Source organism: Mucilaginibacter sp. 5C4 (assembly GCF_034345625.1).
Taxonomy (GTDB): domain Bacteria; phylum Bacteroidota; class Bacteroidia; order Sphingobacteriales; family Sphingobacteriaceae; genus Mucilaginibacter; species Mucilaginibacter aurantiaciroseus.
In genome coordinates this window covers 2,430,986-2,453,625 of record NZ_CP133775.1, presented here as the reverse complement: position 1 = coordinate 2,453,625, position 22,640 = coordinate 2,430,986, and the positions used below count along the sequence as shown (strand labels likewise).

Annotated in this window: 17 protein-coding genes; 1 reads left to right on the top strand and 16 read right to left on the bottom strand. The window is 42.4% G+C overall.

All coding sequences use genetic code 11. The features are described from left to right. Positions 1 to 246 precede the first annotated feature (246 nt). Positions 247 to 1,191 carry an ion channel gene (locus RHM67_RS11545; RefSeq protein ID WP_322226881.1) on the top strand — a complete coding sequence of 315 codons (945 nt, stop codon included), beginning with the start codon at positions 247 to 249 and terminating at the stop codon, positions 1,189 to 1,191. 61 nt (positions 1,192 to 1,252) lie between these two features. Here the strand turns inward: RHM67_RS11545 and RHM67_RS11540 are convergent, their stop codons facing one another. From RHM67_RS11540 to RHM67_RS11465, 16 genes are all read right to left on the bottom strand, one after another. Beyond that, positions 1,253 to 2,068, bottom strand: coding sequence for an SDR family oxidoreductase (locus RHM67_RS11540; protein WP_322226880.1), 816 nt, complete (start codon positions 2,066 to 2,068; stop codon positions 1,253 to 1,255). Continuing rightward, the gene (locus tag RHM67_RS11535; protein WP_322226879.1) at positions 2,052 to 2,891 is read right to left on the bottom strand and encodes a glycosyltransferase family 2 protein; all 840 of its coding nucleotides are present in this window, start codon (positions 2,889 to 2,891) and stop codon (positions 2,052 to 2,054) included. The genes RHM67_RS11540 and RHM67_RS11535 overlap by 17 nt, the downstream gene beginning before the upstream one ends. A 6-nt stretch (positions 2,892 to 2,897) precedes the next feature. Beyond that, complete coding sequence (gene recR / locus RHM67_RS11530) at positions 2,898 to 3,512, bottom strand: recombination mediator RecR (RefSeq protein ID WP_322226878.1); 615 nt, start codon at positions 3,510 to 3,512, stop codon at positions 2,898 to 2,900. 409 nt (positions 3,513 to 3,921) lie between these two features. Next, complete coding sequence (locus RHM67_RS11525; protein ID WP_322226876.1) at positions 3,922 to 5,538, bottom strand: FtsX-like permease family protein; 1,617 nt, start codon at positions 5,536 to 5,538, stop codon at positions 3,922 to 3,924. Positions 5,539 to 5,576: 38 nt separating this feature from the next. Continuing rightward, entirely contained in the window at positions 5,577 to 6,056 is a 480-nt protein-coding gene (locus RHM67_RS11520) for a hypothetical protein (RefSeq protein ID WP_322226875.1), read from the bottom strand. A 2-nt stretch (positions 6,057 to 6,058) separates the two neighbouring features. Then, positions 6,059 to 6,838, bottom strand: a complete 780-nt coding sequence (locus RHM67_RS11515; RefSeq protein WP_322226874.1) for an RHS repeat-associated core domain-containing protein — start codon at positions 6,836 to 6,838, stop codon at positions 6,059 to 6,061. Between the two features lie 67 nt (positions 6,839 to 6,905). After that, positions 6,906 to 7,124: a hypothetical protein gene (locus RHM67_RS11510; protein ID WP_322226873.1), complete on the bottom strand. Its 219-nt coding sequence runs from the start codon at positions 7,122 to 7,124 to the stop codon at positions 6,906 to 6,908. A gap of 180 nt (positions 7,125 to 7,304) precedes the next feature. Further along, positions 7,305 to 7,694, bottom strand: a complete 390-nt coding sequence (locus RHM67_RS11505) for a hypothetical protein (RefSeq protein ID WP_322226872.1) — start codon at positions 7,692 to 7,694, stop codon at positions 7,305 to 7,307. A gap of 82 nt (positions 7,695 to 7,776) precedes the next feature. After that, complete coding sequence (locus RHM67_RS11500) at positions 7,777 to 8,244, bottom strand: hypothetical protein (RefSeq protein WP_322226871.1); 468 nt, start codon at positions 8,242 to 8,244, stop codon at positions 7,777 to 7,779. Continuing rightward, complete coding sequence (locus RHM67_RS11495) at positions 8,241 to 8,483, bottom strand: hypothetical protein (protein ID WP_322226870.1); 243 nt, start codon at positions 8,481 to 8,483, stop codon at positions 8,241 to 8,243. Before RHM67_RS11495 ends, RHM67_RS11500 begins: the two co-directional genes overlap by 4 nt. Before the next feature lie 363 nt (positions 8,484 to 8,846). Beyond that, a complete protein-coding gene (locus RHM67_RS11490) occupies positions 8,847 to 11,249 on the bottom strand; it encodes an ABC transporter permease (RefSeq protein ID WP_322226869.1) in 2,403 nt (800 codons plus the stop codon). A 208-nt stretch (positions 11,250 to 11,457) separates the two neighbouring features. Next, positions 11,458 to 13,860, bottom strand: coding sequence for an ABC transporter permease (locus RHM67_RS11485; protein WP_322226868.1), 2,403 nt, complete (start codon positions 13,858 to 13,860; stop codon positions 11,458 to 11,460). A gap of 199 nt (positions 13,861 to 14,059) precedes the next feature. Then, positions 14,060 to 16,429 carry an ABC transporter permease gene (locus tag RHM67_RS11480; protein ID WP_322226867.1) on the bottom strand — a complete coding sequence of 790 codons (2,370 nt, stop codon included), beginning with the start codon at positions 16,427 to 16,429 and terminating at the stop codon, positions 14,060 to 14,062. A gap of 24 nt (positions 16,430 to 16,453) precedes the next feature. Next, the gene (locus RHM67_RS11475) at positions 16,454 to 17,479 is read right to left on the bottom strand and encodes a DUF4097 family beta strand repeat-containing protein (protein WP_322226866.1); all 1,026 of its coding nucleotides are present in this window, start codon (positions 17,477 to 17,479) and stop codon (positions 16,454 to 16,456) included. 143 nt (positions 17,480 to 17,622) lie between these two features. After that, positions 17,623 to 20,013 carry an ABC transporter permease gene (locus RHM67_RS11470; RefSeq protein ID WP_322226865.1) on the bottom strand — a complete coding sequence of 797 codons (2,391 nt, stop codon included), beginning with the start codon at positions 20,011 to 20,013 and terminating at the stop codon, positions 17,623 to 17,625. Positions 20,014 to 20,065: 52 nt separating this feature from the next. Further along, positions 20,066 to 22,501, bottom strand: coding sequence for an ABC transporter permease (locus tag RHM67_RS11465; protein ID WP_322226864.1), 2,436 nt, complete (start codon positions 22,499 to 22,501; stop codon positions 20,066 to 20,068). Positions 22,502 to 22,640 lie beyond the last annotated feature (139 nt).

Sequence of the window (22,640 nt, the reverse complement as noted above, 5' to 3'; positions counted from 1 at the left end):
GCATAAAAAAAGGGTTACCATGTGGCAACCCTTCTGTATATTTTATAAAAAAACAAAAAATGAGGCTGCCTTACGAATTCTCGTTAAGCCACCACCAATTGTTGTTTAATATTTGCACTTTCATTTTGTTACGCAAATATGGAAATTGTTTTCACTAAAAGCAAGCATTATGATATTTTTACGGGGAACAATTATTGATTAAGAGATTTAATGATCCTATGATTACATAGTTCAGCAAAATAACCCATGGCCATACATAACCAGCAAATAAACCCCGAGAATGACCTTGGCTTTGGCCCGCAGCCGGTGATCAAAAACCAGCCGCTTATTAATAAGGATGGCTCAGTAAACGTGATACGCCGTGGCCTCTCCCGCTTTAATACGGCAGATAATTACCATACGCTTATTAAGATGAGTTGGGGTAAGTTTTGGGTGGTTGTGCTGAGCGGGTATTTAGTTGCTAACTTAATATTCGCTTTGATATACGTATTGATAGGCATGGATAGCCTTAATGGCGCATCGGGCAATAGCACCAGCAGCCATTTCCTTGACGCCTTCTTCTTTTCGGCACAAACGATTTCTACGGTGGGTTACGGGCATATCAGTCCGCGGGGTGTGGTGGCTAACAGCGTGGCCGCGTTTGAATCGATGATTGGCTTGCTGGCCTTTGCTTTGGCAACAGGTTTACTTTACGGGCGTTTTTCTAAACCATCAGCCAAGATCGTTTACAGTGAGAATTTACTGGTTTCTCCCTACAAAGAAAACGGACGTGGGTTAATGTTCCGCCTTGCTAACATCCGCAAGAACGTATTGATAGACCTGGATGTTGAGGTTATATTCTCTTACAACGAATTTGTAGATGGCAAACCTGTCAGACGTTTCTTTCCACTGGAACTGGAGCGTAAGTATGTAAGCCTGCTGACCTTAAACTGGACGGTAGTACATCCATTAGATGCTAACAGTCCGTTGATAGATATTTTACATGAAGATCTTGAAACCTACCAGGCTACCTTTGCGGTACTATTAAAAACTTTTGACGATACTTTTTCGCAAACGGTACACTCCCGCACATCATACACCGCGCAGGATATGGTTTGGAACGCCAAATTTGTACCCATGTTTAACCGTGATGAGGATGGAAGGATCGAGCTGGATATGAGTAAGATAAGTGAGTTTGATAAGGTTAGTTAGTTCACTGGTTCATTAGTTTATTGGTGTCGCGTCAAGCCCAACGAAAAAATCAACGAATGAACTATTTCAGCAAAGCATTCTTCTCCCTCGCGAATACCTTAAACACCTGTTTATCTAAAAACGCAGGCAGGAATTTGCTCAGAAAAACCGTTAGCTTTCCCTGAAAAGTCATGATGAGGGTACGTGAACGGTTTTCTACGCCGTTGGCGATGAGGCGGGCCACTACTTCAGCGGTCATCATTTTATCTTCTTCCAGAGTGCTCTCGCCTTGTTGCCTGCCGTTTTTATCGAGCGCGGTATTGCGGATATTTGACGCGGTAAAGCCCGGGCAGGCCACCATGATATGAACACCTGTGCGTAAGTTCTCCACCCGCAAGGCATCCAAAAAACCATTCATCGCATACTTAGATGCCGAATATCCGGCACGGCCGGGCAAGCCTTTGTAGCCAGCTACAGATGATATCCCTACTATACTGCCATGTGTTTTTATTATTGCCGGTAGTGCATGTTTTGTGCAATAAACGGTGCCCCAAAAGTTAACATCCATCAGGTTTTTCATTACCTGTAGGTCTACATCTTTGAAAAGGGCACGCATGGAAATACCTGCATTATTTATCAGGACATCGATCTTTCCGAAAGTTAGTAAAGTTTGTTTAACCAGGGCGGCACAGTCATCTTCAACCGCAACATCACATTGTACGGCTATGGCTTTGATATTGTAGTCGGTTTGAAGTTGTTGTGCTATTCCGCAAAGGGTAACATACTGTCGGGCGGCCAAAACCAAATTCACGCCACGTTGGGCAAACTCAATGGCAAGAGCTTTGCCTATTCCAGAAGAAGCACCGGTAATGATTACAACCTTATCTTTCAATTTCATATTTCGGGGAGAAGATCTGCGGGATGCCCGGTATTTTTATCTCCGGCATGTGCAGTAAATACTTCGCAGCGAATATAATCATAGCGCCATAATAACTTTTAATATAGGCCCAGCTAAATTTAGTATTCGGCTGATTTTTAAAGTTTAATATATAAGTTTTGGGGAAGTAATAATTTTTATATCCCGCAAGACGGATGCGGAATGAAAGGTCAATATCATGCCCAAAAGCCGCCAAACGCTCATCAAGGCCACCTATCTGGTTCAATACCGATTTACGCAAAAGCATGAACGCACCATTTACAACATCAACTTCAGTTGTTGCAAATTCCTCATCCTCAACCCAATTGTCATCATTTTTATAAAGGCGCGATTTTGGGAAGTATTTTGCAAGACGGGTTAGTTTTAACATAGCACCCCATTGGCGCGAAAACCCTATTCGGGACTCGGATAGCAACTTTCCGCGCGGACTAAGCATGCGTACACCAACACCGCCGGCATCATAGTGGGCATCCATAAATTCAATTACATGCTCCAAAGTTTTTTTGCCGCTTATTGTATCCGCATTGACCAATAAAACATACTCTCCTGTTGCTTTTTGGATACCTTGGTTGCGGGCTTTGGCCATGCCTGAATGTTGCTGATTTTGAATTAATTGCACTTCCGGATATTCGTCCTGTACCATGGAAACCGAATTATCTGTCGACGCATCGTCAATCACAATCACCTCATGGTCAATATACTTACAGGCTCTGCTTAACGTAGCTAATCCCTGCTTTAGAAAGGGGCATGCGTTGTAATTAACCACAATAACAGAAAGTTTCATAAGCTATCAGGATAATGAATTTTCGTACGGTACACGGGTCACAATAGAACGTCCTAATGTGATTTCGTCTACGTACTCTAATTCACCTCCAAAAGCTATGCCACGGGCTATAGTTGAGATATTTATTGCAAATTGTTTTAATCGTTTATTTAAATAGAAGATGGTAGTATCACCCTCCATCGTTGCGCTAAGGGCAAAAATCACCTCTTTAACAACACCGTCCTTTAATCTTTCTACCAACGTATCTACCTGCAGATCGGCCGGGCCAATGCCATCCATGGGCGAGATCAATCCGCCTAAAACATGGTAAACGCCGTTGTATTGATTAGTATTTTCGATAGCCATTACGTCGCGCGTGTCCTCTACCACGCAAATCAGGCTATGGTCGCGTTTGTGGGATGTGCAGATCTCGCATATCTTTTGATCGGAGATGTTATGGCAGGTTTGGCAAAACTGGATCTCGTTACGCAGTTTGCTGATGGCTGAACTAAATTTATGCACCTCTTCCTTATCCCTGTTCAGCAAGTGCAGCACTAAACGGAGCGCGGTTTTTTGGCCCACACCCGGTAGTTTTGCAAATTCGGCAACAGCATCCTCCAGCAATTTAGATGAAAAATTCATGGCACGAATTTACGGATTTTAGGTATTGCTGCATAGTTTGATATGCCGTCATATTTACCGGGTGTCCCACTAAATATTATACAATGCGGGACAATGTAATAACTTCCTGTATATCAATTAAATACAAAAATGAAAAATTAACTTTTATTTAAAGTTTTACTTATCAATATTTATATAAATTACTGTAATACAAGCAGTAATATATTTTACCGGGGTGTCCCACTCGTTTCTGAATGGGACGGAATGGGACACCTTCATTTTTATAAGTTTGAACGTTAAAAACCTCCATTTACAGCTCAAATTCCAGCAATTTCATGACTTTTTTCCGTCCTTTTTTCGACTTTTAAACGCATATGGAACTACTACGAAGATCACTATTTCGACAGCTATCGGGACACTAATGAACCACTTACTCGCTCCGCAGATTTTTAACTGGGTTAACCCATGCAGCTTTTATGGCTTGCCAGCTTACCGCTATCAGGCACAAGGCTATGCTTAAAAAAAGCGTCGCCACAAAAACCCAAACACTAAAGCCGGTATGGTAGGTGTACGACTTAAGCCATTGGTTTATATTATACCAGCTGATGGCCGCCCCTATTACGAAAGATATTAAAACCAGTTTGACAAACTCCTGCGATAGTTTTAACCAGAGCCCGGCAGTACTTGCACCTAATATTTTACGGATGCTGATCTCCTTGCCGCGGCGCTCGGCCGAGAACGAGGCCAAACCAAAAAGACCGAGGCATGATATGATGATAGCCAAGCAGGTAAACATAACCGCCATTGTACCCAATTGCTGTTCGCTTTTGAATTTTTGGGCAAAGCTTTCGTCCGTAAATTTATAATCGAACGGGTAATAGGGATTGTATTTGCGGTAAATATCCTGTAGTAATCCGAGGTTTTTTAATACGGAATTTGCGGGGTTAAGTCGTAACCCTATATTACCTATCCAACCCTTTGTAAAGCCAATAATGGTAGGTTTTACAGCCTCGTACGGCGAGCCCCAAACAAAGTTTTTAACCACACCTATAACGGTACGCTCGGCATTCATCCAGGTTATTTTTTGCCCAACCGGATCTTTTAAGTGCATCAGATTTACGGCAGCTTCGTTCAACACAACCGCGGTAGAGTCTGACGGGCGATCAATAGCAAAATCGCGGCCTTGTATTATCTTTATCTGGTAGGTATTTAGCATGTGGTAAGTAACCGCAATACAATCAATCGGGATCTTGTCTTCCCCAGGCAATTGGCCCGGCCATTTATTTTTCCATGTGGCGTTGGTTAAGGTTGTAATGGGTTCTGAGATACTGGCGGCATCTGTAATTGCTCCCACGCTGATGGCATTCTGCCTAAAGCTTTCAAACTTATCGTACATAGCACCGTCTATCGGTAATTCGATAAGGCCGCTGCGATTGTAGCCAATTGGCAAACCTTTAATGTAATTGATTTGCCTGTAAACAAAAATGCTGGATACAACTAGGCATATGGCAAAGGTGAATTGTACAACCACCAAAATCTGGCGTGGCCTAATGGTAGTTTTAGTACTGGCAAACTGCCCCTTTAATACCTTTACGGGGTTAAACGACGATAAAAACAATGCCGGATAGCTGCCTGCAAACAAACCGGTTACAACTGTTACGCCAAGTGCTGTTAACCAAGCCCACAAGTTAGTGTAAGGGATACTTAAGCTGATGCCAATAAGGTTCCTGAAAAAAGGCATCAACACAATTATCAACACCAGTGATGTAGCGAGCGCTATAAATGCCATTAATAACGACTCGCCCATAAATTGCGCTATAAGCGAGTTGCGGCGTGCTCCAATTGCCTTGCGGATCCCCACTTCCCTTGCCCGCCGTTCCGACCGGGCGGTAGATAAGTTCATGAAATTGATACAAGCTATCAGCAAGATCCCGATTGCCAGGAAAAGGAACAAACGCACATAATTTATACTGCCACCAACGTTAACGCCATTTTTAAAATTGCCCCGTAAGTGCAAGTCGGTAAACGGATAAATAAATAGCTTCACCTGTTTATCTGCCGGGAAATGTTCCTTTAATAAGCTTACTATTGGGTTTTTATCTTATAAAGCGTGAGTTTTTTAATGACTTGACTACTATCTTTTCCTTTTATTGACACAACGATTATGGGTATAGAATCTGGAAAAAGTATTCCATTGTAATCTTTAAATATGATAGAGGAATGCTGACTCTTAAAATTGATCAATTCCCAATTTATATCATAACCTGTAGAATCTGTCGCAAAGTAACCCTTAGAAACAATTACTAAATGTGATTTACAACAGTCAACATGGTGTTTACCAAAAAGTCCTTTATCTAACCAATACTCCTTTTCGGCGAAAATAGTCTTGATTGGAATGCCATTAATATTATTTCCCTGAACTTGATAAGCACAAATAAAGGCACTATGATTTTTAGATACGTCAATTGACGAACTCATTTGTTCACCTGGATTATCTGTTACATTAAAACCACATGATGATAATAGAATATTAATAATCACAATTAAAAATCGCTGTACTTTCATAATTAAGGTGTTATAACAGTTCCTTTATTTTGCTCCTTTATTCTATCGTAAATATGATTAGGCCCCTTTTCAACAGCAGTTCCAATTGCAGGAGAAATAGCGTGTAAAATAGCATTTCCAACCTGGGATGGTGATCCGTCCGATTTCCCTGCACCATCCAAAGCTTTTTGCACTGTAGTAGCACAATTAGAACCTACCACGTTATAATCTTTCTTCAACTCTTCTTTAGCCCCCGCAATAGCCTTTTTATCTTCAGCCTTTGTAGTTGGTATTACAAAGCCCTCAGCGTATTCTCTCTCGCCTGTTTTTTTATCGGGTGCATTTTTATCACTTGTCATAAATTCGGCTGGAGATTTATAAGATTTTCCAGTTCCAACATCATCACCCCCTGCTTTATCCTCCGGCCCTGATGTTCCCGAGCTTTCATTAGTGCCATTTTTAGAATATAACCGATACCCGCCATCTTTCCCTTGTATCAATATAGCCATATGCCCAAAGCCATGTGCACCATTTACATCATGCAATACAACAACTGTATCACCATTAACATCAATGCTTTTTACAGGGTTATCTAAACAATAATGATAAGGAGTATGAGCTCTATACTTTTCAGCAAACCTATCCTGTGTTGTAAAACGCGCTATAACAGGATCATAGAACCTTGCGCCGTAATCGTATTGGGTAGTTAAATCTGTCTGTATCTCCTTCCCATTATAAAGGTAACGGTTATTATTCGAGAAATCATATATCCCTGGCGTTCTTCTTAAAGCTATAGTATTCATCTTCCTGTATCCTTCGCTATCGCTCAGGATGATAAGAAGGAGAAATCAATAAATCACTAATTTTTTCCTATTCGCTCCGCAAACTCTTCACGGGGTTAGCTACTGCTGCCCTTATAGTTTGGAAGCTAAGTGTAAACAAGGCTGCAGTTAACATGCCTGCCCCGCTCAGTGCGAAGATCCACCAACTGATGGTGGTACGGTCGGCAAAGTTTTCCATCCATTTATGCATGGCCCAGTAGGCTATCGGCGTTACCAGTACAAGGGCTAATAGGATCAGCCAGATCAATTCTGACGATAGCAGCCTAACTATAAGGCAATGTGAAAGGTACGGTTCTTCAATCTATTGTGATTAGGGATCAACAGCGTAAGGGGTTTTATAGGCGAGTGATGGGCTGTTACGCGATGCTAAAGACCGTAAGGCTTACGCTCATTACATAACAAAGCCCCGGTTAAGGGGCTTTGTTGTTTACTTTACTTTAACAAAGTAGTAATCATTATGTCCGTATATTTTATCAGGTCCATAATATGCTTCATGCCCATAAATCAGCGTATCTTGAGTAAGCTTAAGAATTATAGTGTTCGGCCTCCTTGTTGTATCTGGAAACGTTGGTAATGGTTTGCCATTGAATGCAGTCAGAACATAACCTATCTTAGTTTTATCAGAGTTAAAAAACCATTTACCACTTGATTTAAGATTATACATTTCCTCTTCATAATTCCCATCTGTATTAAATGAACATATTTTAGCCATTTGTTCAGATACGGCTTTAGGCAAGGTATCTTTAACTGATTTATAAGCTACTTGTTTCCAACTATGGCAAAGTAAAGCTTTTCTGTCATCTTTATGTGATTGCATAGATAGCATTACGCCAGCCAACAATACCAAAACAAACTTATACTTCAATGGTGGGTATCGCTTACAGATCGTACTCAACCGATTATTGAAAGTTCTCCGGATCATTATCTACCTTATAATATTTTGCTTTATTTATTTTTATTACATCTACTCCTTTATCCTTGATACCTGTCTCTATACTCGCGTATTGCATTAGTGTTTTCAATAAAGGAACTCTTTTTATTTGTCCTCCCGTTATTGACCAAGAATCGCTTCCAGAAGAAATATCTCCGACTTTGAACACTCCTCCCACTTTTTCCATTGTATATTCAACCAAGAAAGTAACCTTGTCTTTCTGAACATTATATTTACCCCCTATTGTTATAACCCTCTTTAAGGCATTATATTGACTGGAATTAAAGCGGAACGTCCCATTTGAAAAAAACTGATAGGTATCCAAATACCCTGAACTTACCTCAGGGGTATTTAATTGCCAAATACCCACTAAGCTTTGCGCGTTGATGAAACTGCATTTTATAATAATTAGAAGCAATAATGTCAATTTTTTCATTGTCCTGGTGTTGGTTTTATTGTTACTGTTTTTAATACATTGGGTGTGAATATAAGGTGTTTTTTTACTTTATCCTTTGAAAAAGACCCATTTAATGAAGTGAAACCAGAATATTTAGTTATACCGATATTGGCGATTTTTTTCTTTAGCCAAGTTCTCCCCAATACTAGAAGTAGCGACATGCCCATGACCAGAAGGATTAGAATACGTAGCAAACGAACGACCTCTATTTTGATCATTAGCTGTTGCGCCCTTTAAATCAGTCTTTGGGTAATTGGTATTGTTTCCGCTGTTCAATTGTTTATCATATTATTAGGATTGCCATTTACAACTATTGAGAAATTATTTACTAAAGAACCTGAACGCGATTTTAAAAATAGTTTTTGATTATTTACCGCAGATTTAATGATTAATATAATTTAACAGATTTTTTTCTTGATTCATAACTTTTGTCATCTTGCCTCACTTACTCGCTTTTCAAACTCCTCACCGGGTTAGCCGTTTTAAAATAGTTTTTAAACATAATTTAAGGTTCATAGACCATAATTGATAGCCTATGCGACCAACTATTGCCGGATCTCTAATTAACTGATCTCTGGTCACTACTCGCTCCGCAAACTCTTCACGGGGTTGTTTACTGCTGCTTTTATAGCTTGTATGCTTACGGTTGCCAATGCTACCAATGCTGCGCCGCCACCAGCCAGCATGAATACCCACCAGTTGATGTTTATTTTATAGGCAAAGTCCTGCAGCCATTTATCCATGGCAAACCATGCTATTGGGCAGGCAATCAGGGTGGCTATAATCACCAGCTTCATCAGGTCTGTAGATAGCAGGTTTACAATGCTTGCCACACTTGCGCCAAGTACCTTGCGGATGCCTATCTCTTTAACTCTTTGTTCAGCCGTAAACGTTACCAAGCCAAATAAACCAAGGCAGGCAATGCTGATTGCCAGGATGGTAAAGATCAACAGTATAGTACCCTGTTTTTGTTCGGTTTGATATTGGGCGGCAAAGTTTTGGTCGAGGAAATGGAACTCGGCCTTGTTCTCGATATCGAAAGTGCTGTAAATTTTAGAGATATAATCTAACGATGCCTGTACGTTGCCCCTGCTTATGCGAATGTATAAATTGTCTTTATCCTTTGCTTCTACAGGTAACACCATGGTCATCGGCGCTATTTTGTGCTGTAATGAATAGGTGTTAAAATCTTTTACCACACCAACTATGGTTTGCGTTATCACTTTGCCTTTTGAACCTACACCCGTACGGACGCGTTTACCAACGGCATCTTTCCAGCCCAATTCCTTCACCAGGGTTTCGTTCACCAAAATGGCGTCGGTAACATCGTTGGTGATGCTTTTTGAGAAGTTGCGGCCGCCTGCCATTTTGATCTGCAGGGTTGGGATAAAATCCTCGTCAATTTGCAGGTTTTGTACAATTTTAGATTCGGAGGTAGGTTTACCATCCGGGCCGAGGTTAAAATCACCACCGCCAATATTATTGTTTCCTATTGGGTTACCTGCTACGCCAACCGCCTCGATAGCAGGGTTTAATAATAACTGTTGTTTCAAGGCATCTACTTTACCACGCACTTCGCGGTTGTTGACATGGAACGTTAGCGTTTGCGCTTTATTAAAGCCCAGGTCGCGTTTTTGGAAATAGTTTAGCTGTTGATAGATGACATATGAGCCGGCTATCATTACAATAGTGATCACAAACTGGAAAACCACTAATGACTTTCTAAACAGAATAGTTGATAACTGGTTGCCCAACTGCCCCTTCATGGCCGGGATAGTTTTAAACCCCGAAAGGAACAAAGCCGGATAGATCCCACTTAATACACCGGCAACCAAGCTGAAGCCAATGAAAGCCGCGATAGTTTTCACCGTGCCAAATTGCAGCAGGATTAGTTTTTTGCCGGATAGTTCGTTAAAGTATGGTAGTGCAAACTGGATAATGGCCGCGGCTATGAGTGTAGCGATAAAGGTAAGCAGGATACATTCGACGAAAAACATAACCATCAATTGTGCCCTGTCAGATCCTATTACTTTACGTACACCAATTTCTTTAACCCGGATGGAAGACCTTGCGGTGGTTAGGTTGACATAGTTGATAATGGCGATAACCAATATCAGCAAAGCGATGATGCTGAATACATACACATACGTGATATTTCCATTAGAACCCAGTTCATAGCTTAAGTTTGAGCGCAGGTGGATATCTGTCAAGGGCTGCAAATCAAGGGTGAATTTCATGGCGCCAAGGTCGTTTTTAATGTGTTTATTGAAAAAACTCTCTCCGGCAGCTTCGATGGTTTTATAATCGTCGTGATTTTTTAGCAGCAGGTAAGTGTACAGGTTAGAATTGCCCCAGTTACCGTTATAGCCGTTCATATAATCGGCAGGGAAAGCACGCAAGGCTTTAAAGCTAAAGTGCGAGTTTACAGGTACGTCGACAATTACACCTGTTACCGTTGTTGGTTGGCCTTCTATCTGGATAATTTTATTTAGTGCTATAGACGCATCACCGAACAGGCTTTCGGCAAGGTTTTTTGTTAGTACAATAGTTTGCGGTTTAGCAAGGGCGTCTTTTTCATCGCCATATAAAAATTGGTAGCTAAAAATATTAAAGATGCTATTGTCCGTTAGCAGCACGCTACCCTCGTTAATGGTTTTATCGCCGATCGTGATCTTGCCACCGCCCTCTGCATCTATGCGGCAGGCATCAGCCACCTGCGGAAACTCTGATTTTAAAGTAGCAGCGTATGGTGGCGAGGTTACGGCAAGGTCGAACTTACCGCCGTTCCATTGGCCATGCTGTGCCACACGGAAGATCCGGTCGGCTTTAGTGTTGTAACGGTCGTAGCTCCACTCGTCGGTAACGTACAGGGTTATGAGCCAAAAAGCCGCTATACCCATACCCAGGCCAAATATATTGATGAAAGAGAAAGCTTTGTGTTTTTGCAGGTTTCTCCAGGCTATTTTAAAGTAGTTCCTGATCATGGCGATGTTGTTTGAACAGATAAACTTAAATAAAATGCCACATATATAACAAACTAATTATCAATTAATTATCATAATTACATACATGGCAATACGTACGTATGTGTAACAGTTGGTGTTCGTTTATGATACAGTAACCCACCTAATCCTCCCCGGCAGGGAGGACTTTAAAAAGCCCCTCTCTGCCGGAGATGGTTTGGGGTGAGGCTTACTCGCTCCGCAAACTCTTCACGGGGTTAGCCAATGCCGCCCTAACAGATTGAAAGCTTACGGTTATAAATGCTACCATTAAGGCAAGCGCGCCGGCCACAATAAACACCCACCAGTGGATCTCTACCCGGTATGCAAACTCCTGCAACCACTTGTGCATGGCATACCAGGTAATTGGTACTGCTATAATGATAGACAAGCTCACCAATTTTAAAAACTGCGCCGATAACATCCCCGTAATACTGCCTGATGATGCCCCAAGTACCTTGCGGATGCCAATTTCTTTTACCCTTTGGCGGATACTGAATGCTGATAAGCCGAACAAACCTAAACTTGCTATCACAACCGCCAGTATAGCAAACGAAGTAAATATCTTACCGGTGCGTGCTTCGTTTACGTAAAGCTGTGCAAACTGGTCGTCAAGAAAGGTATAGCTAAAGGGGCTGTCGGCATGGAAATCTGTCCATTGTTGTTTAATGTCTGATAGTAAACCTGCAACATCCGCGGTTTTTACTTTTAACATGATAGTGCCATTGCTATGGCCATAAAGCATCATTAAAGGGGCAATTTTTTCTTTGGCTGATGAGTAATGAAAATCCTTCACTACACCCACTATTGTAAACTCGCGCTGGCCGGAGCGGACGATGGTTTTGCCAATTGGATCTGATGCGATGCCTAATTCTTTAATAGCGGTTTCGTTTACGATAACAGCTGACGAATCTCCGGGAGAAGCGGGAGAAAAGTTACGGCCAGCCGCCATTTTCATACCCATGGTTGGTAGGTAGCTTTCGTCAATATGATAGATAGCACTATGGATCTCGCTATGCGAAGCATCAGCGGTAGTAGATTTTAAGTAGATCTGGGTACCATCGCTTGTGCGTACCGGTACATCGCTGGAGATGGTAGCATTTACCACCTGTTTGTTTTGTAACAACTGGTTCTTAAAGGGCTCCAGGTTATTTTTTAAGGTGTACGTATCGTTAATCACCAATATCTGTTCTTTATCGTAACCCAGCTTTTGGTTCTGCATATAGTGCAGTTGCTGGTAAACTATTATTGTACCAATGATAAACATAGTTGAGATAGCAAACTGGAAAACGATTAACCCACTGCGCAAAACGCTTTTGCTGTTTTGCGAATTGGTATTGCCCTTTAATACACTCAATATCTTAAACGACGAGATAAAGAATGCCGGGTAAATTCCTGCGGCTACACCTACTATCAAGGCAATAAACAATTCGATAATTAAAGCTTTGTAATTTAGGTAGAATTGGATGGTGGTATTTTTACCTGCCACTTCGTTAAAGTATGGCAGTAACAGGTAAACCAATGCCAGGGCAAAAACCATAGCCAATGTGGTCAACATAATTGATTCGGCCAAAAATTGACCCACCAGGCTGCTTTTTAACGAACCCAATACCTTACGGATGCCTACTTCTTTAGAACGTTTGGCAGATGCCGCGGTAGAAAGGTTAGTAAAGTTAATACAAGCCAGTATCAGGATAAAAACGGCTAATACGCCAAATATGTATATATAGTTAATATCGCCGTTTGCCTCGCGCTCGTATTTGGTGTGCGAGTGCAGGTGGATATCGGCTATTGGTTGTAAGCTAAACAGAAATGTATTTACCGATTTTTGCGCTTCTGCAAGGCTCACGCCCATATCGCGCTGAATTTCGGGCACTACATATTTTGATACCAGTTGCGGGAATTGTGCTTCCAGCTTTTTTGGGTCGGCATTTTTATCGAGCAGCAAATAGGTATAAAAGCCAACGTTACTCCAGGTTTGCTGCCTGTTTTTTGTATTCAGGCTAATAAAGGCATCCGCATGGAAATGGGAGTTATCGGGCACTTTATCGATAACGCCGGTAACCTTTACAGGCGCTTTAGCGATCAGTATGATCCTACCAAGTGCAGGAGATTCGCCAAAGTATTTTTTGGCCATATCTTTTGTTAACACAACACTGTTTGGCTCAACCAAAGCAGTTTTATTATCACCCTCTAAAAGTGGGATGGAAAAGATCTGCAAAAAGTTTGAATCTACGCCGGCTAACTGGCTTTCTTTAAACTGGCGGCTGCCGTATTCTACAAATAAAGGCGGGTTGCTTGTTAGACGGGTTGATGCCAAAATTTCGGGATAGGCATTCTTCATGCCCTCGCCTACTGCAACATCAACTATTGGATAGGTATCTGTACCAACGGCGCCAACCGTGCCTAAGTTAACGCGGTAAAGCTGTTTGGCGTTTGAGGAATAAGTATCATAAGTAAGCTCCTGGTATAGGTAGCCGGTAATTAACATACAGCAGGCAAGGCCAATAGCTAAACCAAACATATTAATAAAAGAAAACACCTTGTTTTTAGTAAGGCTCCTCCATGCAATTATTATATAATTCTTGATCATAATACAGTGATATGGTTAAAAGGGATACCAAACTATTACATTACTGATAATCAACACTATAAATATGTACGAAAGCTTTCGTGTGTTCGCTATTGTAACAGCTATTGTTCGGTTATGATACAGTAGCCCCTCCTAATCCTCTCCCCGGAATGGAGGACTTTAAGCCCCCTCTCTGCCGGAGAGGGGTTTGGGATGAGGCTTACTCGCTTCTCAAACTCTTAACCGGGTTGGCAAGCGCGGCTTTTATGGCCTGGTAACTTACGGTTACAATGGCTATAAATACGGTTATTAAACCGGCAGCGGCCAGCATCCACCAGCTTAAAGTAATACGGTATTCAAACTTTTGCAGCCATTTGTTCATCCCCCAGACAGATAACGGGATAGCGATCACGATGGCTATGGCAACCAGCTTTAAAAAGTCTTTGGATAGCAGCGTTGCCAAATTTATAACCGTTGCACCAAGTACTTTGCGTACCCCTATTTCCTTCACCCGTTGCTCGGCGGCGTAAGCTGCCAGACCAAACAACCCAAGGCATGATATTACAATTGCCAAACCGCCGAATAAGTTAGATAGCGTAGCCAATAATTGCTCGTTCTGGAATTTCTTCTCAAAATCGCTATCTACAAATTTCACCGTTGGCGGGTATGCAGGGTTATAGGTTTTAAGGGCTTTGTTTATAGCTGCTATATTGGTGCTGATACTTCTGTTTTGGCTTAAGCGCAGGTCAATAGTTGCACCGCTGGTGCCGCCATAACTGGTTACCATAGGGCGGGTTTTTTCGTATGGGGATCCCCACACAAAATCTTTATAAACACCAATAATGGTTAACTGGCTATTGCCCCATTTAATTAGTGAGCCAACCGGGTTTTTAAATTTCATCACCTTAGCGGCCGATTCATTGATCATAACTGATTTGCCCGAAGTGTCAGCTGGGTAAGCCGGCGAAAATTCGCGCCCGTCTATCAGTTTAACACCTGCGGTTTTGGTGAAATCGGTACCTGCGCTAAACACATCAAACAGGATGGTTTCGTCATCGCGTTTGCCGGGCCAGCTTACCCCCCAGGTATTATTGCCGTCTTCGGTAATACTTTGCGAAAACGTTGTACCATTGGTAACAGTGCCATCTGTTTTTAACTGGTTTATCAGTACCTCCGTATTTTTTTGCAAGTCGCCTTCAATAGCGATCTCTACCAGGTTGTTCTTTTCAAACCCTGTCGATTTTTCCTGCACAAATTTTATCTGGCGATATATGCAGATGGTAGCAGTTATTAAAAACACAGCAAACCCAAATTGTACAACAACCAGTACTTTGCGCAATGGCAAGGCCGAGCCACCGCCTTTAAACATGCCTTTAAGTACCTTTATAGGTTCAAAAGAAGACAGGTAAAAGGCAGGATAGCTACCCGCCAGTATGCCGGTTAATAAGCCGATGCCTGCTATAGCGATCCACGCAAGTACGTTGCTGTATGGTAATACCAATTGGATGCCTAACAAGGTGTTAAAATATGGGAGTGACAATACCACGATCAACATCGCGACAACCGTGGAGATGAGCGATAAAATAACGGACTCGGTAATAAACTGACTAACCAGCGATGACCTGCTTGAACCGATAGCTTTACGGATGCCTACTTCTTTGGCACGTTCCTCAGACCGGGCAGTACTCAGGTTCATAAAATTTACGCAGGCCACCAATAAAATACAAATAGCCAGGGTGATGAACAGTTTCATCTGGTCTATCATCCCTCCCACAGCCTTTCCTTCTACAAACTCCGAATACAGGTGCAATTTGCTGAACGGGTAAAGAAACAATTGATTTTTATTACCATTATTATGCCGCTCCACCATGTTTTTCATAATCATATTGGCACGGGTTAATGCTGATGGATCTTTTAATTGGACAACCGTACGCGCGAAATTGCTGCCCCAATCTGAATTTTTTGCCCAGGAGTTAGTGTCCTCGAACATTATCCACGGTAAAACAAATTCAAACTGGAAGGTGGCGTTCGCCGGTACATCCTCAATTACACCCGTAACGGTTAGCGGCAATTGGTTATTACGTTTTACGACCTTGTTTATCGGGTCTTCGTCGCCAAAAAGGATTTTAGCCAATTTTTGGGTGATGACAATTGAGTTTGGCAATTTTAACGCGTTGTTGGCCGTGCCTTTTATAAAATGATACGAGAAGATATTAAAGAAACCATCATCAGCAAACATGCCCGCTTTTTTAAAGCTGTTGTTTTTGTAGGTTAGCAAGCCTTCTGCGGTATAAGTAACAGTTCTTACCGTGCGCACCGCACCCGGCACTTCGGTTTTTATGGCTGCCACAGCCAGGCGTGGTGTGGAAGCAAAGGTGTAGATCTTACCATCACCCGGCTGGTTATTCTCAACAAGGTATATGTTATCAATATTGTCAAACTGCTTATCGTAGTTAAAATGATAGGCCACATACAAAAGCAACAGCAGGCAGCTTGCCATGCCTAATGCCAAACCGCCCGCGTTAATTAACGAAAAACCTTTATGCTTGGCTATGTTGCGCCACGCAATTTTTAAATAATTCTTAAACATATACCTTGTGCTTTTTTGTGTTTATTATTTGCTCGAAACATTAACGGTACCATCGCCACGTACTTCAACTAATGAGCCACCGCCGTTTAGTTTGCCGTTTACGCGTTCTTTCTGTTTGTTGCCTTCAAACTTGCCGTTCATGCTAAAGTTTACGTTGTTGCCGCGCAGGTCTACATCTACACCCTGGCTTGCAGGTAACTGCAGGTCAACGTGGCCCGAGTTTGCATCGATCTTAACATACTTGCCTACACGCAGCATTTGCACGTGCATGCTGCCCGCGCTTGTAGATGCATCAACGCTGCCACTCATCGCTACCAGGTTTACACTGCCGCCGCTGGTACCGGTAATAATATCGCCATCTATATTGTTTCCACGTACGCTGCCGCCGCTTGTTTTGGCATCAATGGTTCCTTTAAGGCCGCTAAGGTTTAACGAGCCGCCGCTGGTCTCCAAACGGATCTTGCCATTGCAATCACTTGCGGTAACGCTGCCACCGCTTGTTTCAAGGTCGATATTAGGTTTACAGCCGGCTACATTGATACTGCCACCACTGGTTTCGCCTTTGATAATACCGGTTAGGCCGGTAGCATTGATACTGCCGCCGCTAGTTTCAAAGTTTTGGTCGCCGATAAGGTTTTTCAGGTATAAACTGCCACCGCTGGTGTTCAGGTTTGTAGTGGTTTTAGCATTCACATAAACTTTAAAGCCGATGCTTAAAGATCTTCTCCAACCCATGTTATTCCGGCGGCTTTTAGCGGTTGCATGCAGTTCGCCGCCGTGGATATCAATATCCAGGATGTAATCTTCTTCTAAACGTTTTTTAATTTCTTCTTTGCTTAGCTGCTGGTTATTGTTGCCCACCACATACACATCCACGTGTGCCTGTTCGGTACCGCCAACTACAGAGATACTGCCGCCGCTGGTGTTTACAAATACCGCTTTAATACCGTCTTTAGCCAACGAGCGGGTGTAATATGGGGTTTTGCTATCCTGTGCCGATGCAAAGTAAACGGGCGATGCCATGAGTAATAAAAGGAAATACTTTTTCATAATATGTTTTGAGTTTATAATAAGACCACTTTTTTGTTTAATAGGTTGCGTTAGAATAAAAAAAGTCCGGCCCCACCTAATCCTCCCCGGCAGGGAGGACTTTTAAAAGCCCTTCTCTACCGGAGATGGGTTTGGGGTGAGGCTTACTCGCTCCGCAAACTTTTTACCGGGTTTGCCAGCGCGGCTTTTATAGATTGTATGCTGATGGTTGCCAGGGCTATCAATGATGCCCCACCGCCTGCAAACAGGAATACTACCCAGCCGATGTTAATTTTATAGGCAAAATCCTGCAGCCAACTGTTCATGGCAAACCAGGCTATCGGCATGGCTATTACAATGGCAATGATGATCAGCACCATAAATTCGGTAGCCAGCAAGCGAATGATTTTGGCTACACTTGCACCCAATACTTTGCGGATTCCTATTTCCCTTGTTTTTACCTGTGCCGAATAGGTTGCCAATCCGAACAAACCAAGGCAGGATATCACGATAGCGATGGTAGCAAACAGGTTAAATAACGAACCTTGCTTTTGCTCCATGGTGTACATTTTGGTGTAGGTATCATCCAAAAAGGCGTAGTTAAATGGTACGTCGTTATTGTACTGTTTCCATGACGCTATAGCCGCGGCTATAGCTTGCTGCGCATCGCGGCCTGTGGTTTTCACGTATACCTTCCAGCAGTAATTTGGCTGGTATTGGAACACGGCAGGCTCTATCTTTTTATGGATTGTGGTGAAATGGAAGTCTTTTACCACGCCAATGATTGTCCCATTGCGGGCCTGTATGCGCAGGCGTTTGCCAATCGGGTCTTTTAAACCCATTTCCTTTACAGCGGTTTCATTAATAATGAAGTGTGCAGAATCGGCCACTACTCCTGTAAAATTATCGCCAGACAGGAGTTTCATTTTGAAGAACGGGATCAGGTCTTTATCAGCATAAACCTGGTTAAACCACATGTTGGAGTTTGCAGGCTTGCCATCCCAGTCGATATTGCCTGTAGAACTGCCATTGGTGATAATATCACGCCCGGCACGGGTTACAGAGAGTACCGCGGGGTTTTTAAGCAATTCGGTTTTTACTACATCGAAGTGCTTTTGCATATCGTTACGCATACTGAAAGAGAATACGTTTTCTTTATCGTACCCCAGGTTTTTATTGCGGATAAACCTCAACTGGTTGCCAATAACCAATGTGCCGATGATAAGGATGATAGATGCTGAGAATTGCAATACAACCAAGGTCCTGCGGAAAGCGACGTTGCCAATACTTACCGAGATCTTGCCTTTTAGCGCCTTTAATGGTTCGAAAGACAAAAGCAGTAATGCAGGATAGATGCTTGATGCAGCAAGTGTGCCTACAAGTGTTAGTAATATACAAAGCCAGATGTTATAATTTGAAAAGTTTAACGCGATTTGCTTGCCCGAGAACTGGTTAAATTCGGGCAATAATAATATGAGCAATACAAAAGCAAAAACGGATGCTATTACAAACAGCAATGCCGTTTCTACCATAAACTGCATAAACAACTGGAACTTGCCCGCCCCTATTATTTTACGCATGCTTACCTCCTTTGCCCGCAGCATTGAACGCGCGGTAGACAGGTTTACGTAGTTGATACAGGCTATCACTAACAGCATCAATGCCACAATAGCAAATGTGCTTACGGTTGACATGCCGGCATCCGTACCATCTGCTTTGTATAGATGCATTTTTAATAATGGTTGGGTAAGATACGGCACGGGGGCGTCTACCGGATTTTGGCGCTCATGTATGGCTTGTAATTTTTTCTCTAAGGCAACGGTGTTTACGTTGTCGTTTTTTAGTAACAGGTATGTTTCAAAACCAAAGTTGCTCCAATCTGCATCCATTGATGATATAATAGTTTTGTTATCGTAGCTCTTTTTGCTTTTGATATAAGCGAGATCATTAAACCTCGATATCGGCATCAAAACATGATATTGGAAACTTGAATTTGCGGGATAATCGGCAATTACACCGGTTACTTTATTTTGCTCGTCCTGGCCGGTGATCACTATTTTGCCTATCGGGTCTTCGTTGCCAAAATATCTTTTGGCTGTGCTTTCGGTTATTACGATCGAGCTGTTATCCGGGAACGGATTACGCTTATCCCCTTTTATCAGGTTAAAATCAAATACTGTAAAATAGGATGGGTCTGTAAAAGCAAAGTTGGTCTCGTAAAACACCTTGTCTTTATATTTAAAAGGAGCGTCGCCAAGCGGCATAACACGCACGGCATCCTTCACCTCAGGGATTTCGCTCTTGGCGAATGTTGCAACCGGGGCTATAATATGGTTAAAGATCTGCTTGCTGATACCAGTACCGCCTACAATACCTACTTTATAGATATTTTTAGCTTTAGAGTTGTTCTTATCAAAGCTCAATTCGTCCTGCACCCAAAGTAACATAAACAGGCCCACAACAAGGCCCACGGTTAAACCCGTTACATTTATGGTAGCGTAAAACTTATTTTGAAGGATGTTACGCCAGGCGGTTTTTATATAGTTTTTTATCATAATGTTATAAAATTCTAAAAGGACTAATCTCTAATTAACTGATCTCCAATCACTATTCCGAACGCAAGCTTTTCACCGGGTTAGCCAGTGCGGCTTTTATGGATTGAAAGCTGATGGTTACAAATGCTATGAGCAATGCCCCTACACCAGCTGCTGCTATTACCCACCAGTGTATGATTACGCGGTAAGCAAAATCCTGTAGCCATTTATTCATTATGTACCATGCAAACGGCGATGCGGTTACAATGGCAATACATACCAGTTTTATAAAATCTTTCGACAGCATAGCTACAATTACGCTTACATCGGCACCTAAAACTTTGCGGATACCTATTTCTTTGGTGCGTTGTTCCGCAGCGTAAGCGGCTAAACCAAACAAGCCAAGGCAGGCAATAATAATAGCCAGTGCTGTGAAGATGACAAAGATCGTCCCGATGCGTTGTTCTGAACGGTATGAAGCATCAAAGTCCTGATCCATAAATGAGTAATCGATCTGTATACCCGGCGATAGGCTATTCCACTTATCTTTAATCTGCCCCATCAGTCCGGTAATATTTGAAGTGCTTACACGGATGGCTAACGCGCCCGGGTTTTGGCCGTAGGTAAGTACAATAGGCTCAATTTTTTCGCGCAGCGAGTTAAAGTGAAAATCTTTAACAACACCTACGATATGGCATTCTTTAACATTCGGCGTAGTTCCTTTACGGTCGCCACCTAATGATTGATAAACTGTTTTATTGATAGGGTCTGCAAAGCCGAGAAACTTGGCAGCCGCTTCGTTGATGATAACCGCCGATGAATCGGTCTGCATGTCTTTTGAGAAATTGCGGCCCTGCGCCATTTTCATATCCATAGTTGGAATGTAATCGGCATCAACCTGCCAGCTTTGCGGGAAAAGCGATTTCTTTTGGTCGTAAGTAGCATCTTTAAAATAGATGCGGGTATTGCGCCAGCCGTTGGTAGGCAAAAAACCAGTCATGGTGGTTTCTTTTACGCCCGGTAATTCGGCAAGTGCCTGTTTAAATACATTGGTTTGTTGATTAAGCTCGCCCAGATTTTTCACAACAAGCACCTGGCTGCGGTTGTACCCAAGGTTTTTGGTTTGGATAAAGTTCAGCTGATTATAAATCACCAATGTACCAATGATCAATAGTATCGATACAAAAAATTGAAATACGACTAAGAAGCTGCGCAAACCACCGCCTTTAAAGCCGGCCGAAAGTTTGCCCTTCAATACATCTATCGGTTGGAAGGCCGATAAAAAGAACGCCGGGTATGAACCTGCTAATGAACCAATAACCAATACAATAGCTAACAGCGATGGCACCAGCCATTTAAGCGAATCTACAGTGAGTACAATCTCTTTACCGGACAGCTGGTTAAAGAATGGCAATAATATTACTGCCACGACGATCGCAATTACGGTAGCCACAAATGTGATGAGTATAGATTCGGCCAGGAACTGGAAGATCAGGTGCTTGCGCGATGAACCCATCACCTTGCGTACCCCTACTTCTTTAGCGCGGTTTGACGAACGGGCAGTACTCAGGTTCATGAAGTTTACACAAGCTATCAGCAATATAAATAAGGCGATTGCCGAAAAGATGTAAACGTATTGCGTAGTGCTGTTAGGCCCCAGTTCGCCACTCAGGTTCGAGTTTAGGTGGATGTCTGTCAACGCGGTAAGGTTTAGCCTGAAATGGCTGCCGCCTTTTTCAAACTGGGCTATACTCTGCCCAAGTTCGGATTGCATTTGCGCGCCGCTAAACTTTTGCAAAAACGCCGGGAAACTGGCGGCCAGTTTTGTGTGGTCTTTCGCTTCTTTAAGCAACACATATGTACTATAATCGCTTCTTAACCATTCGTTAGATTTACTGTCAGGTACAGTAGACATAGAAATAAAGAAGTCATAGTTAAAATGCGACTGTTTTGGTACATCATGTATAATCCCTGTAACCTTTAGGTTCCAGTTATTGTTAAATGTCAATATTTTACCAATAGCATTAGTATTTTTAAAATACTTTTTAGCAATGGTTTCATTAATTACTACAGAGTTTGGCTCAACTAACGCCGATGAACTGCTACCGCTTATCATAGGCAAAGTGAAAACATTGAAAATTGACGCATCAGCATATACCATCTTGCTTTCTATGATATTCGCATCACCTTTTTTGACATGAAAAGATCCGGCATTTTTTAGCCTTACGGCATCTTCCACGTAGGGGTATTCTGCCTTTAAAGTTTTAGCCAAGGGCGGCATGGCAACGGCATATTGCACGTTATTTTCGCCCAGTTTTAGGTCTTCGTTTACACGAAAAATACGGCTGGCTTTGGTGTTGTAGCGGTCGTAGCTCAGTTCATCCACCACATAAAAAACAATTAGCAGGCAGGTAGCAAGGCCCAACGCTAATCCTAATATATTGATAGCAGTAAAGCCCTTGTTTTTATAAAGGCTCCTGTATGCGGTTTTTATGTAGTTTTTAAACATGATAGGTAATATTAAATTTTGAAGCAATTTATTACCACCCGCACCTTAGGTTACTGTTAGATATTGACGTTAGAGGGGGCAATTATTGGCAATTCTCAAGCAAACCCCTCCGCGTTTCGGGCGCGGAGAGGTAAGGCAG

Coding starts and splice junctions, on each gene's coding strand:
- RHM67_RS11545 (WP_322226881.1), top strand. CDS start 247: ATGGCCATACATAACCAGCAAATAAACCCCGAGAATGACCTTGGCTTT.
- RHM67_RS11540 (WP_322226880.1), bottom strand. CDS start 2,068: ATGAAATTGAAAGATAAGGTTGTAATCATTACCGGTGCTTCTTCTGGA.
- RHM67_RS11535 (WP_322226879.1), bottom strand. CDS start 2,891: ATGAAACTTTCTGTTATTGTGGTTAATTACAACGCATGCCCCTTTCTA.
- recR (WP_322226878.1), bottom strand. CDS start 3,512: ATGAATTTTTCATCTAAATTGCTGGAGGATGCTGTTGCCGAATTTGCA.
- RHM67_RS11520 (WP_322226875.1), bottom strand. CDS start 6,056: ATGAAAGTACAGCGATTTTTAATTGTGATTATTAATATTCTATTATCA.
- RHM67_RS11515 (WP_322226874.1), bottom strand. CDS start 6,838: ATGAATACTATAGCTTTAAGAAGAACGCCAGGGATATATGATTTCTCG.
- RHM67_RS11505 (WP_322226872.1), bottom strand. CDS start 7,694: ATGCAATCACATAAAGATGACAGAAAAGCTTTACTTTGCCATAGTTGG.
- RHM67_RS11500 (WP_322226871.1), bottom strand. CDS start 8,244: ATGAAAAAATTGACATTATTGCTTCTAATTATTATAAAATGCAGTTTC.
- RHM67_RS11495 (WP_322226870.1), bottom strand. CDS start 8,483: ATGATCAAAATAGAGGTCGTTCGTTTGCTACGTATTCTAATCCTTCTG.
- RHM67_RS11490 (WP_322226869.1), bottom strand. CDS start 11,249: ATGATCAGGAACTACTTTAAAATAGCCTGGAGAAACCTGCAAAAACAC.
- RHM67_RS11485 (WP_322226868.1), bottom strand. CDS start 13,860: ATGATCAAGAATTATATAATAATTGCATGGAGGAGCCTTACTAAAAAC.
- RHM67_RS11480 (WP_322226867.1), bottom strand. CDS start 16,429: ATGTTTAAGAATTATTTAAAAATTGCGTGGCGCAACATAGCCAAGCAT.
- RHM67_RS11475 (WP_322226866.1), bottom strand. CDS start 17,479: ATGAAAAAGTATTTCCTTTTATTACTCATGGCATCGCCCGTTTACTTT.
- RHM67_RS11470 (WP_322226865.1), bottom strand. CDS start 20,013: ATGATAAAAAACTATATAAAAACCGCCTGGCGTAACATCCTTCAAAAT.
- RHM67_RS11465 (WP_322226864.1), bottom strand. CDS start 22,501: ATGTTTAAAAACTACATAAAAACCGCATACAGGAGCCTTTATAAAAAC.